This is a genomic window from Microlunatus capsulatus (genome assembly GCF_017876495.1).
Classification (GTDB): Bacteria; Actinomycetota; Actinomycetes; order Propionibacteriales; family Propionibacteriaceae; genus Microlunatus; species Microlunatus capsulatus.
This window is the reverse complement of record NZ_JAGIOB010000001.1, coordinates 2,209,693-2,224,344: the sequence shown is the minus strand read 5'-3', so window position 1 is coordinate 2,224,344 and position 14,652 is coordinate 2,209,693. Positions and strand designations below refer to the sequence as shown.

Genomic DNA, 14,652 nt, shown 5'->3' with positions numbered 1-14,652 from the left:
CCGTGCGCCTCCGCTACGACGCCGAGGTCGACGCCGCCTACCTCAGCCTGGTCGACCGCGACCTCCGGCCCGGCGAGGCCGTGCGGCAGAGCGACGTCGTCAGCGTCCCGGGCGGGGAGGGCTCGGTGGTCCTGGACGTCGGCGCGGACGGCCGGCTGCTCGGCGTCGAGGTGCTGGGCGCCCGGGCGGTGCTCCCGCCCGAGCTGCTCCCGCCCGCCTGACTCCTGACGCCCGCCCCCGTCCGAGGGCCGGCCGTCAGTGGCCGAAGGTGTCCGGGTCGGCGACGTCGACCTCGCCGCGGTCCAGGCCGTCGACCCGCGCCATCTGCTCGTCGGTGAGCTCGAAGCCGAAGACGTCGAGGTTCTCCGCGATCCGGCCGGGGTCCCCCGACTTCGGCACCGCGACCAGCCCGCTCTGCACGTGCCAGCGCAGCACGACCTGGGTCGGCGTGCGGCCGACCTCCTCGGCGACGGCGGCGACGACGGGGTCGGAGCGCAGCCCGTCGCCCGAGCCGCCGATGGGGCTCCACGACTCGGTGGCGATGCCGTGGGCGCGGTGGTACTCCTGCGCGGCCCGGCGCGCGGCGTAGGGGCTCAGCTGGATCTGGTTGACGTCGGGCACCAGCCCGGCCTCCTCCTCGACCCGGCGCAGGTGCGCAGGGGTGAAGTTGGAGACGCCGACCGCGCGGATCGAGCCGTCCTCCAGCAGGGCGGTCAGCCCGCGGACGGCGTCGACGTAGCGGTCCTGGCCGGGGTTCGGCCAGTGGATCATGAAGACGTCGAGGTAGTCGACGCCCAGCCGCTCGGTGCTGGCCCGCCAGGCCTGGCGGACGCCGTCGACGCCGTGCCACTCCTTGTTGAGCTTGGTGGTGATGACGACGTCCTCGCGCGGGACCCCGGAGTCGCGCAGGCCCTGGCCCACGCCGTCCTCGTTGCGGTAGTTCTCGGCGGTGTCGACCAGCCGGTACCCGGCCTGCAGCGCGGTCCGCACCGCGGCGGCCGCGTCGGCGCCGCGCAGCGGCCAGGTGCCCAGGCCGACGACGGGCATCGCGAGCCCGTTCCGCAGGGTGAGGGTGGGGGCGAGCGGCATGGGTCTCCTCGGGTCGGGGCGGGCACCGCGCACGCTAGCAACCGAGCCCGCCGCCGCCCCGCCCGCCCTGCGCCGGCTCCGGCCCGCAGCCGACCGGACCGCGGCTCAGCTGACCAGCACCATGGCCGCCGCCATCGAGGAGAGCCGGGTGCGGCCTCAGCCGGGCGGTTCGGACGCCGGGCCGGGCCGCAGCAGGTAGGTGTCCATCACCCAGCCGCGCTCGGCGCGCAGCCGGAGCCGGACCGAACGGATCTCGTCCAGCACGTCGGCCAGCCGGCCGGCCACCAGCGCCTCGTCGGCCAGGCCCAGCTGGGCGCCCCAGAAGATCTTGAGGTCGGGGTGCGCGTCCAGCAGCCGGGCGCAGGTCAGCGTGCCGTCGAGCATGACGACGACGTCGCCGAGGTCCGCGCGGTACTCCACGAGCAGCCGGCGCCCCGTCGTCACGTGCACCGAGCCGCCGACGCCGTTCAGCACCAGCCGGTGCCGGGCCGCGAGCAGCTGCAGGCTGCTGATCCCCGGCAGCACCGTGGTCGTCAGGTCGACGCCGTGCTCGGCCACCGAGTCGACGATCCGCAGCGTCGAGTCGTAGAAGGCCGGGTCGCCCCAGACGAGGAAGCCGACGACGCCGTCGGGGCCCACCTCGCGGCGGATCACCTCGGCGTAGCGCGCGGCCCGGGCGGCGTGCCAGTCCCGGACCCCGGCGGTGTAGGCGGCGGTGTCGCGCTGGGCGTCCGGCCCGCGCTCGGGGTCGGGCACTTCGACCACCCGGTAGCCCCCGGTGCCCCGGACGCCCTGCACCAGCGCGGTCCGCAGCGTGACCAGGTCGCTCTTCACCTCGCCCTTGTCGGCGACGAGGAAGAGGTCGACGCGGCGGATCGCGGCCGCGGCCTCGCCGGTCAGGTGGCCGGGGTCGCCGCTGCCGATGCCGATGACCAGCACCTCGACGCTCACGATGCCACCCCCGTCCGGGCCGCGGGCAGGGTGACGCGGGTGCCGGTGAGCAGCAGGTCGAGGTCGACGTGGGCGTCGACGGCGTCGGCCAGGGTCTCGACCATCGCCTCGCGCCGGTCGGCGTAGCCGGGGGCACCCGGCTGCGGCGTCCAGCTCGACCCGGCGGCCGCGGCCACCTCGGCGAGCCAGGCGCGCCGGAAGGCGTCGTTCTCGCAGGTGCCGTGCCACATCGTGCCCCAGACCGCGCCGGCCCGGGCGCCGTCGAGGAAGGGCTCGGCTCCGTCGTCCAGGGCGGCCAGCCCGTGGTGGATCTCGTAGGCCTCGACGCGGTGGCCGCGCCAGGCGCCGACGGGGCGGCCCAGCACCTTCTCCTCGGCGAACGCGACCCGGGTGGGCAGCAGCCCGAGGCCCTCGACCGGGCCGGCCCCGGACTCCACCGGGTCGTCGATCCGGGCCGCGAGCATCTGGTAGCCGCCGCAGATCCCCAGCACGGGCCGTCCGCGCGCCGCCCGCTCGGCCAGCACCGCCGCCAGCCCGGTCGTCCGCAGCCAGCCGAGGTCGGAGACGGTGGCCCGCGAACCGGGCAGCACGACGAGGTCGGCGCCGGCCACGACGTCGGGGTCGGTGGTGACGAGCACGTCGACGCCCGGCTCGGCGGCCAGCGCCTCGACGTCGGTGAGGTTGGAGACGCGCGGCAGCCGGGCGACGGCCACCCGCAGGGCGCCGGGCCGGGGGTCCGAGCGGCGCCAGGCGCCCACCTCCAGGGTGTCCTCGGCGTCCAGCCAGACGCCGGTCAGCCAGGGCAGGACGCCGACGAAGGGCACGCCGGTGCGGCGGGTGAGCGCGTCCAGGCCGGGCTGCAGGACGTCGGGGTCGCCGCGGAACTTGTTGACGAGGAAGGCGCGGACGACGGCGCGGTCCTCCGGCTCCAGCAGGGCGACGGTGCCGTAGAGCGAGGCGAAGACGCCGCCGCGGTCGATGTCGCCGACGACGACGCAGGGCAGCCCGAACCGCCGGGCCAGGCCCAGGTTGACGTAGTCGCCCGCCCGCAGGTTGATCTCGGCCGGCGAACCGGCGCCCTCGCAGACGACGAGGTCGAACCGCGCGGCCAGCTCCTCGTACGCCGCCCAGGCCGCCTCGGCCAGGTGCCGGCGCCCGGTGGCGTACTGCCCGGCCTCCAGGATCCCGGCCGGCCGGCCGCGGACGACGACGTGCGAGCGGCGGTCCGAGCCCGGCTTGAGCAGCACCGGGTTCATCGCCGACTCCGGCGCGACGCGGGCCGCCTGGGCCTGCAGGTACTGCGCCCGGCCGATCTCGGCGCCGTCGGCGCAGACGGCCGAGTTGTTGCTCATGTTCTGCGCCTTGAACGGGGCGACGGAGACCCCGCGCCGGGCCAGCGCCCGGCACAGCCCGGTGACCACGAGGGACTTGCCGGCGTCGGACGACGTGCCGGCGACCAGCAGACCCGAGGCGCTCACCGTGCGGAGTCTAGGGCGGCGCCACCCCGGGTCCCCGCGCGTCCGCTCAGGGGTGCGGGATGTTGCGCAGGTTCCCGACGGCGAGGTCGACGACCTCCTTGAGTCCGCCGCGCTGCACCGCCACCTTGCCGAGGCTGGCCGCGAAGCCCTTGACCTCGTCGAGGGTCAGGTGGGTCGGCACCTCCAGCGCGTTCGGGTCGGTGACGACGTCGAGCAGGGCCGGGCCCTCCGCGGCGAAGAAGGCCTCGACGGCCTCCGGCAGCGCGGCCGGGTCCTCGACGTGGCGGGACCAGAAGCCCGCGGCGGCGGCGATGGCCGCGTAGTCGACGGCGTCGTGGTCGGTCTCGAACGGCGGGTCGCCGGCCACCAGCATCTCCAGCCGGACCATGCCCAGGCTGGAGTTGTTGAAGACGACGACCTTGACCGGCAGCTGGTGCGTCTTCACCGTCAGCAGCTCGCCCATCAGCATGGCCAGCCCGCCGTCCCCGGACAGCGAGACCACCTGGCGGCCGGGGTAGGCGCGCTGGGCGCCGATGGCCATCGGCAGCGCGTTGGCCATCGAGCCGTGGACCCAGGAGCCGATCATCCGCCGCCGGCCGTTGGGCGTCAGGTAGCGCGCGGTCCAGGTGCAGTCCATCCCGGTGTCGACGGTGAAGACCGCGTCGTCGGCCGCGGCCTCGTCGACCAGGGCGGCCAGCTGCTCGGGGTGGATGGCCCGGCGCTCCACGGGGTCGTGGTCGTAGGTGTGCACGCCGCGGCGGACCATCGAGGCGTGCTTCTCCAGCACCCGGTCGAGGAAGCGGTGCTCGGACCGGGGCTCCAGCAGCGGCAGCAGGGCCTGCAGGGTCAGCCCGACGTCGGCCGCGATGCCCTGCACCAGCGGCGCCCGGCGGCCCAGGTGGGACGGGTCGAGGTCGACCTGGACGTTGTTCTCCTTCGGCAGGAAGTCGACGTAGGGGAAGTCCGTGCCCAGCAGCAGCACGAGGTCGGCATCCTGCAGGGCGGCGTAGCAGGCGCCGTAGCCCAGCAGCCCGGTCATCCCGACGTCGTAGGGGTTGTCGTAGCCGAAGACGTCCTTGCCCCGCAGGCTGTGCCCGACGGGGGCGCCCAGCCGCTCCGCCAGCGCCAGGACCTCCGCGCGGGCGCCGGCCGCGCCGATGCCGGCGAAGACGGCGACCTTCTCGGCGGCGCGGATCCGGCCGGCCAGCTCGGTCACGGCCTCGGGCTCGGGGACCGACCGGGGGCGGGCGGTCACGGTGGCGTTGGGGGCGACGCGGCCCGCGGAGTCGGCCGCGAGGACGTCGCCGGGGAGCACGAGGACGGCCGCCCCCTGCTTGCCGAGCGCGTTCTGCACGGCGTCGTGGGCCAGCCCGCCGATCTGCTCGGGCTGGGAGACCAGCTCGCAGTAGTGGCTGGCCTGGGCGAACAGCGCCTCGGGCTTGGTCTCCTGGAAGAAGCCCCGGCCGATGCTGGTCGAGGGGATGTGGCTCGCCAGCACCAGGACGGGGGCGCCGGAGCGGTGGGCGTCCATGACCCCCTGGATGAGGTGGGTGTTGCCCGGCCCGCAGCTGCCGGCGCAGACGGCCAGCCGGCCGGTGAGCTGCGCCTCCGCGGACGCGGCGAAGGCGGCTGCCTCCTCGTTGTGCACGTGCACCCAGTCGACGCCGCCGTTCGCGGCGCCCCCGCTGCGGCGGACCGCGTCGGAGAAGGCGTTGAGGCTGTCGCCCACCAGCCCGTAGATGTGGGTGACCCCCGCGGCCACCAGGACGTCGAGCAGGTCGTCGGCCACCGTGCGGGCCATGGGCGCTCCTCAGGCTGCAGCGTGCCCGGTGGGAGACCGCACCCCGTCGTCGCGCCCCCGCCCGGGCTTTCGGTGCAGCCTAGGAGGCCGACCGCCGGGCCGCTCAGCCCGGGGGGCGGCCGAGGTCCCGCACCCGCTCCAGCTGGGCCCAGTGCCGGACGCGCGCCTCCCGACCGGCCGGGGTGATGGCCAGCGTGGTCTGGGGGACGTTGCGGACGAAGGCCTTGCGGGCGGTGACCAGCCCCGCCGCCTCCAGCTTGGCCAGGTGCGCCGACAGGTTCCCCTTGGTGAGGCCCAGCACGCGCTGGAGGAAGAGGAAGTCGGTCTCGGCCACCCCGTCCAGGACGCTGAGGATGCCCATCCGGGCCGGCTCGTGCACCAGCCGGTCGATGGCGCCCAGGTCCAGCTGGGGCTCAGCGGCCACCGTCGTGGTCCTCGTCCTCGACGGGCGCGAGGGCCCGGACGAGCCGGCGGTGGTCCACGAGGCCGACCACCACGAGGGCGCCGCCGGTGACCGCCAGCACGTAGGGCAGGAGCTGGGCGCCGGTGCCCAGGCCCACCAGCGGCCCGGCCGCCGCCAGCGCGACGAGGCCGTGGACCACGAGGTGCACCGGCGTCAGGCCGGTGCGGCGCAGCATGAGGTGCTGGCCGACGCCCAGGCTGAGGGCGACGGCCAGCAGGGTCAGCAGGACGGGCCCGCGCAGGTGCCGGTCCGCGACGTAGGCGCCCAGGAAGAGCAGCAGGGCGGTCGCCGCGCCCAGCGCGACCCAGGCGTTCCGGTCCGGCGCAGGCTTCACGGTGCCGAAGCGGCGCTGGTACCACAGCGGCGCGCTGGCGCTGGCCGCGGCGCCGAGGGCGATCCAGACGGCCGGCTCGTCGACCACCGACCCGAACAGGAAGGCCCCGCCCATCACGACGAAGGTGAGGCCCTGGAGGGCGTCGTACTCGCGGGCCAGGCCCGCCGCCCGGGCGGTGTCGGTCATGGTCGTCTCCTCAGCGCAGACCGGTCTGTGGTGCAGACCAGACAACCACAGACTGGTCTGCACCGCAAACCGAGGGGTGTGCCACCCGTGGGGGACCGATGCCGGCCCCCCGCTGTCGGCGGGTCCGCCGGACCGGCGTCGACGGGGCGCCGCCCCCACCGCGGGACCGCCGGCCACGGGCAGACTCCCGATCCGCCGGGGCAGGTCTGTAACGCGGGGCGGGGGCCGGGTCGTACTCCGGGTGGAACCGCCCACCGCGCCCCGCCCCGGGACGCCGACCGATGGAGACCCGATGATCACCACCCGCGAGACCGCCACCCCGACCGCCGACGGCCGGACGCCCACCAGGACCCCGTCCCGCTGCCGTCGGGCCCTGGGGGCGGTGGCCTTCGCCGCGGTCGCCGCCGGGGCGACGACCCTCGCCTCGCTCGGGCTGGGGGCGGGCCTGGTGCCGGCGCAGGCCGACCCGGGGGACACCTTCGTGGCCCTCGGCTCCAGCCGCCTCGTGCAGAGCGAGGACCTGCTCGCCCTCCAGATCCCGCTGGACACCGCGAAGGTGCAGCTGGGGCGCGACACGGACTTCTCCTCGTGCGTCGGCGAGGGCCGGCCCTGGACCAGCGTGCTGCCCGGCTCGGCCGCACCGGTGGCCGGGACGTGGACCCAGCGCGGGCACCGTGGTCCGGCGATCTCGGAGCACCTCGCCCAGGCGGCGACCGACGCCCAGGCCGCGCGCTGGGCCCGCACCCTCGTCGACGAGGGCATCCGGGCCTGCCGCACCCCCGGCCGGGCCTTCCACCTCGGCCCGCTCCAGACCTCCCGCGTCGGCTCGGGCGAGGCCACGTGGGCCCTCTCCTACCGGGGCGACCGGCGGACCGCCGACGGCGGGGTCGTGGTCGTCCGCAAGGGGACGACCGTCGGCTACCTGCAGGTCCGGGGCACCTGGGGGCCCGCCGACCAGACCCTCGAGTCGGTCGCCAAGGTGGCGACGGACCGGCTCTGACGCCGGCCCCCACCGGCGCGCTGACCTGACCGAGACCGTTCCCCGAGGAGGGTGGGCCCGTGGGCCACGACGAGGAGTTCACCGACTGGGCGGGTCGCTGCACGCCGGCGCTGCTGCGCCGCGCGCACCTGCTGTGCGGCGACCGCCAGCTCGCCGAGGACCTCGTCCAGGAGACGTTGGTCAAGATGTTCCTGCACTGGCGGCGGGTCGACGCCGACGGCAACCCGCTCGGCTTCGCCCTCACGACGCTGTTCCGCGTGTTCTGCTCCGGCCGCCGGCGGCGCAGCGCGTCGGAGCTGCCCAGCGAGACGCTGCTGGACCGGCCGGCGCCCGTCGGGTCCGACCCCGGGCTCCGGCTCGACCTGGTCGCCGCCCTGCAGGCGCTGACCCCGAAGCAGCGCTGCGTGGTGGTCGCCCGCTACGTCGACGACCGGCCCGTCGCCGAGGTCGCCGCGCTGATGCACCGCACCGAGGGCTGGGTGCGGGTCACCGCGCACCGCGCCCTGCTCGCCCTCCGCGACTCGCCGCTGATGGCGATGAGCGACTCATGACCCCGCCGCACCGCTCGACCCGGAGGACCTCCCGCCATGGATGACGACCGCCTCATCGACCAGCTCCGCGCCCACGGCGAGCACCTCGACGACGGGGCCGACGGCAGCGACGTCGACGCGCTGGTGCACGGCGCCGTGCTCCGGGGCCGTCGCCGCCGGACCCGGCGCCGGGTGACCGGTGCCGTGTCGGGCCTGGTGGTGGCCGCGCTGGCCGTCGTCGCGCTCGGCGTGGCCGACCCGTCGGTCCTGCGCGGCCTGCCCGCCGACCCCCCGGTCGCGGGCACCCCGGTGCCCCGGAGCGCCGCGCCCGAGCCGTCGGCGAGCCCGACGCCGCCGCCGGCCACCACCGGCCGGGTGAGCGGCCGGCCCGCCGACGTCCGGACCACCCTGGCCGGGCTGCTCCCCGGCTCGCTGGAGGTCACCGCGGCCACCGCCGCGCGCGAGGAGGGCAGCAACGGCTTCGCCTGGGAGCACAACGCGGCCCTCACGGTGCGCGACGACGAGGGCACCGCCTACGTCCTCGGCGGGATCGGTGACGGCCACTTCCCGGACGGCTGCCTCGGCCTGGCCGACTGCACGGCCACCGACGTGCCCGGCGGCGGCACGGTCTGGGTGACCCGCAGCCCGGGCGGGGACAAGAGCGGTGCCGACCGCACGTTCACCTACGACCGCCCCGACGGCGGCCACGTCTGGCTGATGGAGCGCAACGCCCCCGGCGGCGCCGAGCCGGTCTCGCGCCCCGGCCTGCCGCTGGCCGACGCCGTGGGCCGGGCGGTGGTCACCAGCGCCGACTGGGACGCGCTCTTCCAGGGCTGAGCGGCGGGCGGGAGGCTCGACCCCGGCCGCCGGGCCGGGCAGACTGCGGGCAGGAGGTCTGATGGCCGATCGGGCGCAGGTGCACCTGGAGACGCGGGACGCGTGGCGGGCGTGGCTGGCCGCGCACCACGAGGTCAGCGAGGGCGTCTGGCTCGTCTCCTGGCGCTCGCCGACCGGGCGGCCGGCCGTGGGCTACGTCGAGTCGGTCTGCGAGGCGCTCTGCTTCGGGTGGGTCGACAGCACCGCCCGGCGGCTCGACGACGAGCGCAGCATGCAGTACTTCGCCCCGCGCAAAGCGCGGAGCGGGTGGGCCCGCACGAACAAGGCACGGGTCGCGCAGCTGCGCGCCGACGGCCTGATGACCGAGGCGGGGGAGCGCGTCATCGCCGAGGCGGTGGCCAACGGCGCGTGGTCGCTGCTGGACGACGTCGAGGACGGCGTCGAGCCCGACGACCTGCGCGCCGCCCTCGACGCCCACCCGGTCGCGCGCGGGCACTGGGACCGCTTCCCGCCGTCGGCCCGCAAGGTGATGCTGCAGTGGCTCGCCCAGGCGCGGACGCCCGGCACCCGCGGCAAGCGGCTGGCCGCGGTGGTCGACGGGGCGGCGCAGGGGGTGCGCGCCTACCCGACCTGGCGTCCGGCCCCGCCCGCGACGCCGCCCGGCTGAGCGCTCAGCGCCCCCGTCGCTGGACGACGGCGATCCCGGCCAGCACCAGCGCCCCGCCGACCAGCTGGCCGCCGGAGGGCTGCTGGGCCAGCAGCACGACGGCGAAGACGACGGCGAACAGCACCTCGGCGAGGGAGACGAAGGACGCGACCGAGCTGCCCAGCCGGCGGACGGCGACGATGCCCGTCAGGTAGGCCAGCACCGCGGTGACGCCGACGAGCAGCAGCACGGGCAGCCACCAGCCGACCTCGGAGCCGGCCAGCACCGTGCTGCCCGTCCGGGCGGCCAGCGGCAGCACGCCGACGGCCGCGGCGGCGAGGATGACCGCGCCGCCGACGCCGGTGCCGACCGTGGTCAGCAGCAGCGGCGGGACGGCGCCGTGACGGCCACCGCTCTCGCTGAGCACGAAGTAGGCGCACAGGCAGACCGCCGCGCCCAGCCCCCAGGCCACGCCGACCGGGTCCAGGGTGACGCCGCTGCGCAGGTCGAGGACGAACACCAGGCCCAGCAGGGCCAGCGCCGCGCCGCCGAAGACCGACCACGCGGGCCGGTGCCCGCTGCGGACCCAGTGGTAGAAGATCAGCAGCACCGGCGCCAGGTACTCCAGCAGGAGGGCCACGCCCACGGAGAGGTACTGGACGGCGCTGAAGTAGCAGAGCTGGGCCAGCGCCACGGCGACGACGCCGTAGACGGCCATCCGGCCGGTCTGGCGCAGCGAGGGCAGGCCGGTGCGCCGCAGCAGCAGCAGGCAGGGGACGAGCAGCAGCACGAAGGCGCCGCTGATCCGGACGGCCACCACGGCCGCCGGCGTCCAACCCAGGTCCAGCAGCGAGCGGGCCAGCGAGCCGGAGAGCCCGAACGAGGCGGCGGACAGCAGGGCGATGGCCAGCCCGCCGCCGTAGCCGCCGCGGGCACCCGGCCGGCCCGGCGCGGGGTCGCGCTCGAGGGCGCCGGCCACCGAGGGCACGGGGCTGGTGGGGGTCGGGCTGGTGCTGGTCATCAAGGTCTCCCGTCGAGGGTCGGTGGTGTCCAGCCGTCCGGGTCGGCGGGGTCCGGCAGCGGGGCTGCGTCCTCCGTGTCACGACCAAGACGTGGTTACACTCGTGACACTAGGGGAGATCCCGGTCAGGAGTCAACGTGCCTTTCACCCATGACACCGAGGTCGCGCTCGCGGAGGCGGCGGCGCTGGTCAACACGCTCGGCGACGACGGCGACAGCCTGGAGACCCGGGCGGGGCTCGACGCCTTCCTGGCGCGCTACCCCTTCTCGGGCCGGGTGACCGGGGACGCCGAGGAGCTCCGCACCGTCCGCCGGCTCCGCGAGCGGCTGCGCGCCTTCTGGGCCGTGGCCGACCGCGACGAGGCAGCCGCGCTGGTCAACGCCCTGCTGGCCGACTGCGCGACCTCGCCGTACCTGAGCAAGCACGACCACTACGACTGGCACCTGCACGTCACCCACCCGGACGCCCCGCTGGGGATGCGGATCGGCGCGGAGGCGGCGATGGGTTTCCTCGACCTCGTCCGCTCCGACGACCTCGACCGGCTGCGGACCTGCGCCGCGGAGGACTGCTCCGACGTGCTCGTCGACCTCTCCCGGAACCACTCCAAGCGCTACTGCGACACCGGCAACTGCGCCAACCGGGCCCACGTGGCGGCCTACCGCGCGCGCAAGCGGACGTCGGCGTGAGCGCCCCGGGGCTGCGGCCGTCGTCGCGGGCGGCCGTCCCGCCGTTCGCCGTGATGAGCATCCTCACCCGGGTCGCCGAGCTCCGGGCCGCCGGCCGCGACGTCGTCGCCCTCTGCGCCGGCGAGCCCTCGGGCGGGGCGCCGGCGGACGTCCGGGCGGCGATGACGACGCTGATGGCCGGCGACGTGCCGCTCGGCTACACCGGCACCTTCGGCATCCGCCCGCTGCGCGAGGCCCTGGCCGGGCACTACCGGCGCTGGTACGGCCTGGACGTCGACCCCGACGCCGTCGCGGTCACCACCGGCTCGTCCGGCGCCTTCACCCTGGGCTTCCTGGCCGCCTTCGACGCCGGCGACCGGGTTGCGCTGGCCCGGCCCGGCTACCCGGCCTACCGCAACATCCTCACCGCGCTGGGCTGCGAGGTCGTCGAGCTGGACTGCGGCCCCGAGCAGCGGTTCCAGCCCGACGTCGAGGCGCTGGCCGCCGCGCACGCCCGGGCGCCGCTGGCCGGGCTGGTGCTCGCCTCGCCGGCCAACCCGACGGGCACGATGGTCGGCGCCGAGCAGCTGGCCGCGCTCGCCGGCTGGTGCCGCGCGCACGGCGTCCGGCTGGTCAGCGACGAGATCTACCACGGCATCACGGCCTCCGGCGACGTCGGCAGCTGCGCCCGGGCGGTCGACCCGGACGCGCTCGTCGTCTCCTCGTTCTCCAAGTTCTGGGGGATGACCGGCTGGCGGCTGGGCTGGTGCCTCGTCCCGTCGGACCTGCGGGCCGCCGTCGACGCGCTGGCCGGCAACTTCGCCCTCTGCGCACCGGTGCCCGCCCAGCACGCGGCGCTGGCCGCCTTCACCGAGCGCTCCTACGCCGAGGCCGCCGACGCCGTCCAGACCTTCGACGCCGCGCGCGCCGTGCTGCTGGACGCCCTGCCCGCCCTGCGCTGGGGCGCCGTCGCCCCCGCTGACGGCGCCTTCTACGTCTACGCCGAGCTGGGCGACGCCCTGGGCCGGCACCCCGACTCCGTCGCCTGGTGCGCCGCGCTGCTGGAGAGCCAGGGCGTCGCCCTCACCCCGGGCGCCGACTTCGACACCGTCCGCGGCGGCAGCGCCGTCCGGGTCTCCCTCGCCGCCGGCCCCGACGCCGTCGCCGAGGCCGTCCGCCGGATCCTGCGCTTCCAGTCCTGACCCCGCCCCTACCCCGGCCCGCCCCTGCCCCGCCCCCCACCAGCCGGGATCGCGTGAACGAGTGGTGCGTCTACTCACCACTCGTTCACGCGTTCCGGCCGGGAAGCCGTGAACGAACTGGTCGTCCAGTCGAACCTCGTTCACGGCTTCGCGTCCATAGCGAGACGATGCTGTGCGGAGCGACTACTCGTGCGAGAGTAGTTGTGTGTCCTCCATCCGGCTGTTCGTCCTCGACGCCCTCGCGCGCCGCGGCGACATGCACGGCCACCAGCTGCGGCTGCTGGCCGAGGAGGAGCACGCGCACCTGTGGACCGACATCTCCGTCGGCGCGCTCTACGGCGCGCTGAAGCGGCTGGCGGCCGAGGGGCTGCTGGCCGAGGTCCGCACCGAGCGCGAGGGCGGCTACCCCGAGCGGCAGGTCTACGGCGTCACCGACGCCGGCCGCCAGGCCCTCGCCGCGCTGCAGGCCGCGACCCTGGAGCACGTCGTGCTCAAGCCGGACCCCGTCGACCTCGCCCTCAGCCGGCCCGACCCGGACCGGCTCGACGACCTCGCCGGGACGCTCGCCGCCCGGCTGTCCACCCTGCAGGACCTGCTGGCCGAGTCCCGCGCGCGGACCGCGCGCGCCCGGCCGTACCTATCGGTGGGCGAGACCCACGCCCTGCTCCACCGCGAGCACCGGATCCGCGCCGAGATCGGCTGGCACGAGTCGCTGCTCGCCGCCGTGCCCGAGATCGTCGCCGACGAACGCGCCCGGGCGCTGCGCCCCGACGCCCTCCCCACCGCCGAGGACCTGGCCGCACGCCGTCGTGCGACGCCGGCCGGCCCACCCGAAGGACCCCGCCCATGACCGAGCAGACCGCGGCCCGCGCCGCCACCCCGGCCACCCCGTCCGGCCCACCCCCGACGACGGTGCCCCGCCGTTCCTGGCAGGCGCTCGTCGTCCTGCTGGCGGGCATGTTCATCGCCCTGCTGGACACCACGATCGTCAACGTCGCCCTGCCGACCATCCGCACCAGCCTCGAGGCGTCCGAGGCGACGCTGTCGTGGATCATCTCGGGCTACGCGCTGGCCTTCGGCCTGGCCCTGATCCCGGCCGGCCGCTTCGGCGACCGCTTCGGCCACAAGTGGGTCTTCTTCACCGGCATCGCCCTGTTCACCGTGGCCAGCGCCGCGTGCGGGCTGGCCCAGAGCGACACCCAGCTGGTCGTCGCCCGCGTCGTCCAGGGCCTGGCCGGCGGCATCTTCGTGCCCGCCGTCACCGCCTTCATCCAGCTGCTGTTCCCCGGCCCCGTCCGCGGCAAGGCCTTCGCCGTGATGGGTGCCGTCATCGGCGTCTCGTCCGCGCTCGGCCCCATCGTCGGCGGCCTCATCATCCAGGCCTTCGGCGAGGAGCAGGGCTGGCGGCTCGTCTTCGGCGTCAACCTGCCGATCGGCGTCGCCACCCTGGTCGCCGCGGCCCTGCTGCTGCCGCGCAAGCAGGCCGACGACGCCCCCGTCCGCACCGGCCTGGACTGGCTGGGCCTGGTCCTGCTGAGCGCGGCCCTGGTGGCCCTGCTCGTGCCGCTGATCGAGGGCCAGGACAAGGGCTGGCCGCTGTGGACCTACCTGACGCTGGCCGCCGGCGCGGTGCTGCTGGTGCTGTTCGCCCTCTGGGAGGTCGGCTACACCCGCCGGGGCCGCAACCCGCTGGTGCCGCCGCACCTGTTCAGCCACCCGTCCTTCACCGGCGGCGTGGTGCTCGCGATGGTCTACTTCGCGGCCTTCACCAGCATCTTCTTCACCATCTCGCTGCTGTGGCAGTCCGGCCTGGGGCACACCGCGCTGGAGTCGGGGCTGGTCTCCATCCCCTTCGCCATCGGCAGCATCATCGCCTCCTCGCAGAGCAACCAGCTGAGCCAGAAGCTCGGCCGGACGGTGCTGGTGATCGGCACCGCGCTGGTCACCGTCGGCCTGGTCTGGACGTGGCTGGTGCTGCGCAGCGCCACCCCGGACACGCTGACGCACTGGGACCTGCTGCTGCCGCTGTTCATCGCGGGCCTCGGCAACGGTGCCTTCATCGCCCCCAACGCGCAGTTCATCATCGCCACCGTCGACCGGGCGGAGGCCGGCGCGGCCAGCGGCGTCGTCTCCACCGTGCAGCGCGTCGGCAGCGCCGTCGGGATCGCGATCATCGGCAGCGTGCTGTTCGGCTCGCTGGTGATCAGCGGCCCCGACACCGTCGCGACCGGCTTCATCGCCGCCTCCGCCGACGCCATGGCCGTCAGCGCGGCCTTCAGCGTCGCGGCCCTGCTGCTGGTCTTCGTGCTGCCCAAGCAGGCCGGCGGACGTCCGGGCGCCCCGGCCGGCGCGGCCCCGCGCCGGGCGATGGCCCCGACCGACTGAGCACCCCCGGCCGAGCTGTCAGCGCCGGTGGTCGCCCCGGCCACCACCGCGTCTGACCGCTCGG

16 protein-coding genes are annotated in these 14,652 nt (G+C 75.9%); 9 read left to right on the top strand and 7 right to left on the bottom strand.

The features are described from left to right. Positions 1-2 precede the first annotated feature (2 nt). Positions 3-221, top strand: coding sequence for a DUF2283 domain-containing protein (locus JOF54_RS10270; protein WP_210055343.1), 219 nt, complete (start codon positions 3-5; stop codon positions 219-221). Between the two features lie 34 nt (positions 222-255). Here JOF54_RS10270 and JOF54_RS10265 read toward each other — a convergent pair whose 3' ends face one another. The 6 genes from JOF54_RS10265 to JOF54_RS10240 form a co-directional block, all read right to left on the bottom strand. After that, the gene (locus JOF54_RS10265; protein ID WP_210055341.1) at positions 256-1,089 is read right to left on the bottom strand and encodes an aldo/keto reductase; all 834 of its coding nucleotides are present in this window, start codon (positions 1,087-1,089) and stop codon (positions 256-258) included. 156 nt (positions 1,090-1,245) lie between these two features. Continuing rightward, positions 1,246-2,040 (bottom strand): precorrin-6A synthase (deacetylating), encoded by a 795-nt coding sequence (gene cobF / locus JOF54_RS10260; protein WP_210055339.1) that lies wholly within the window; start codon positions 2,038-2,040, stop codon positions 1,246-1,248. Then, complete coding sequence (locus JOF54_RS10255) at positions 2,037-3,518, bottom strand: cobyric acid synthase (RefSeq protein ID WP_210055337.1); 1,482 nt, start codon at positions 3,516-3,518, stop codon at positions 2,037-2,039. Before JOF54_RS10255 ends, cobF begins: the two co-directional genes overlap by 4 nt. A gap of 46 nt (positions 3,519-3,564) precedes the next feature. Continuing rightward, positions 3,565-5,319, bottom strand: a complete 1,755-nt coding sequence (locus JOF54_RS10250; protein WP_210055335.1) for a thiamine pyrophosphate-dependent enzyme — start codon at positions 5,317-5,319, stop codon at positions 3,565-3,567. A gap of 103 nt (positions 5,320-5,422) precedes the next feature. Continuing rightward, positions 5,423-5,743 carry a transcriptional regulator gene (locus JOF54_RS10245; protein ID WP_210055333.1) on the bottom strand — a complete coding sequence of 107 codons (321 nt, stop codon included), beginning with the start codon at positions 5,741-5,743 and terminating at the stop codon, positions 5,423-5,425. Beyond that, a complete protein-coding gene (locus tag JOF54_RS10240) occupies positions 5,733-6,302 on the bottom strand; it encodes a hypothetical protein (RefSeq protein ID WP_210055331.1) in 570 nt (189 codons plus the stop codon). The genes JOF54_RS10245 and JOF54_RS10240 overlap by 11 nt, the downstream gene beginning before the upstream one ends. A 292-nt stretch (positions 6,303-6,594) precedes the next feature. Between JOF54_RS10240 and JOF54_RS10235 the strand changes: the two genes are divergently transcribed. The 4 genes from JOF54_RS10235 (at position 6,595) to JOF54_RS10220 (ending at position 9,336) form a co-directional block, all read left to right on the top strand. Further along, the gene (locus JOF54_RS10235; RefSeq protein WP_210055330.1) at positions 6,595-7,302 is read left to right on the top strand and encodes a hypothetical protein; all 708 of its coding nucleotides are present in this window, start codon (positions 6,595-6,597) and stop codon (positions 7,300-7,302) included. A gap of 59 nt (positions 7,303-7,361) precedes the next feature. Then, positions 7,362-7,853 carry a sigma-70 family RNA polymerase sigma factor gene (locus tag JOF54_RS10230; RefSeq protein WP_210055328.1) on the top strand — a complete coding sequence of 164 codons (492 nt, stop codon included), beginning with the start codon at positions 7,362-7,364 and terminating at the stop codon, positions 7,851-7,853. 36 nt (positions 7,854-7,889) lie between these two features. Continuing rightward, on the top strand, positions 7,890-8,669 hold the full coding sequence (locus JOF54_RS10225) for a hypothetical protein (protein ID WP_210055326.1): 780 nt from the start codon (positions 7,890-7,892) through the stop codon (positions 8,667-8,669). A gap of 61 nt (positions 8,670-8,730) precedes the next feature. Then, positions 8,731-9,336 carry a YdeI/OmpD-associated family protein gene (locus JOF54_RS10220; RefSeq protein WP_210055324.1) on the top strand — a complete coding sequence of 202 codons (606 nt, stop codon included), beginning with the start codon at positions 8,731-8,733 and terminating at the stop codon, positions 9,334-9,336. Between the two features lie 4 nt (positions 9,337-9,340). Here the strand turns inward: JOF54_RS10220 and JOF54_RS10215 are convergent, their stop codons facing one another. After that, positions 9,341-10,336, bottom strand: a complete 996-nt coding sequence (locus JOF54_RS10215) for an EamA family transporter (RefSeq protein WP_210055322.1) — start codon at positions 10,334-10,336, stop codon at positions 9,341-9,343. Positions 10,337-10,473: 137 nt separating this feature from the next. On the opposite strand from JOF54_RS10215, the gene JOF54_RS10210 reads away from it, so the two are divergent. From JOF54_RS10210 to JOF54_RS10195, 4 genes are all read left to right on the top strand, one after another. Next, positions 10,474-11,022 (top strand): CGNR zinc finger domain-containing protein, encoded by a 549-nt coding sequence (locus JOF54_RS10210; protein ID WP_210055320.1) that lies wholly within the window; start codon positions 10,474-10,476, stop codon positions 11,020-11,022. Continuing rightward, on the top strand, positions 11,019-12,203 hold the full coding sequence (locus JOF54_RS10205) for an aminotransferase class I/II-fold pyridoxal phosphate-dependent enzyme (protein ID WP_307804025.1): 1,185 nt from the start codon (positions 11,019-11,021) through the stop codon (positions 12,201-12,203). The genes JOF54_RS10210 and JOF54_RS10205 overlap by 4 nt, the downstream gene beginning before the upstream one ends. A gap of 205 nt (positions 12,204-12,408) precedes the next feature. Then, positions 12,409-13,053, top strand: coding sequence for a PadR family transcriptional regulator (locus tag JOF54_RS10200; protein WP_210055318.1), 645 nt, complete (start codon positions 12,409-12,411; stop codon positions 13,051-13,053). Then, on the top strand, positions 13,050-14,588 hold the full coding sequence (locus JOF54_RS10195; protein ID WP_210055316.1) for an MFS transporter: 1,539 nt from the start codon (positions 13,050-13,052) through the stop codon (positions 14,586-14,588). Before JOF54_RS10200 ends, JOF54_RS10195 begins: the two co-directional genes overlap by 4 nt. The last annotated feature ends 64 nt before the right edge of the window (positions 14,589-14,652 follow it).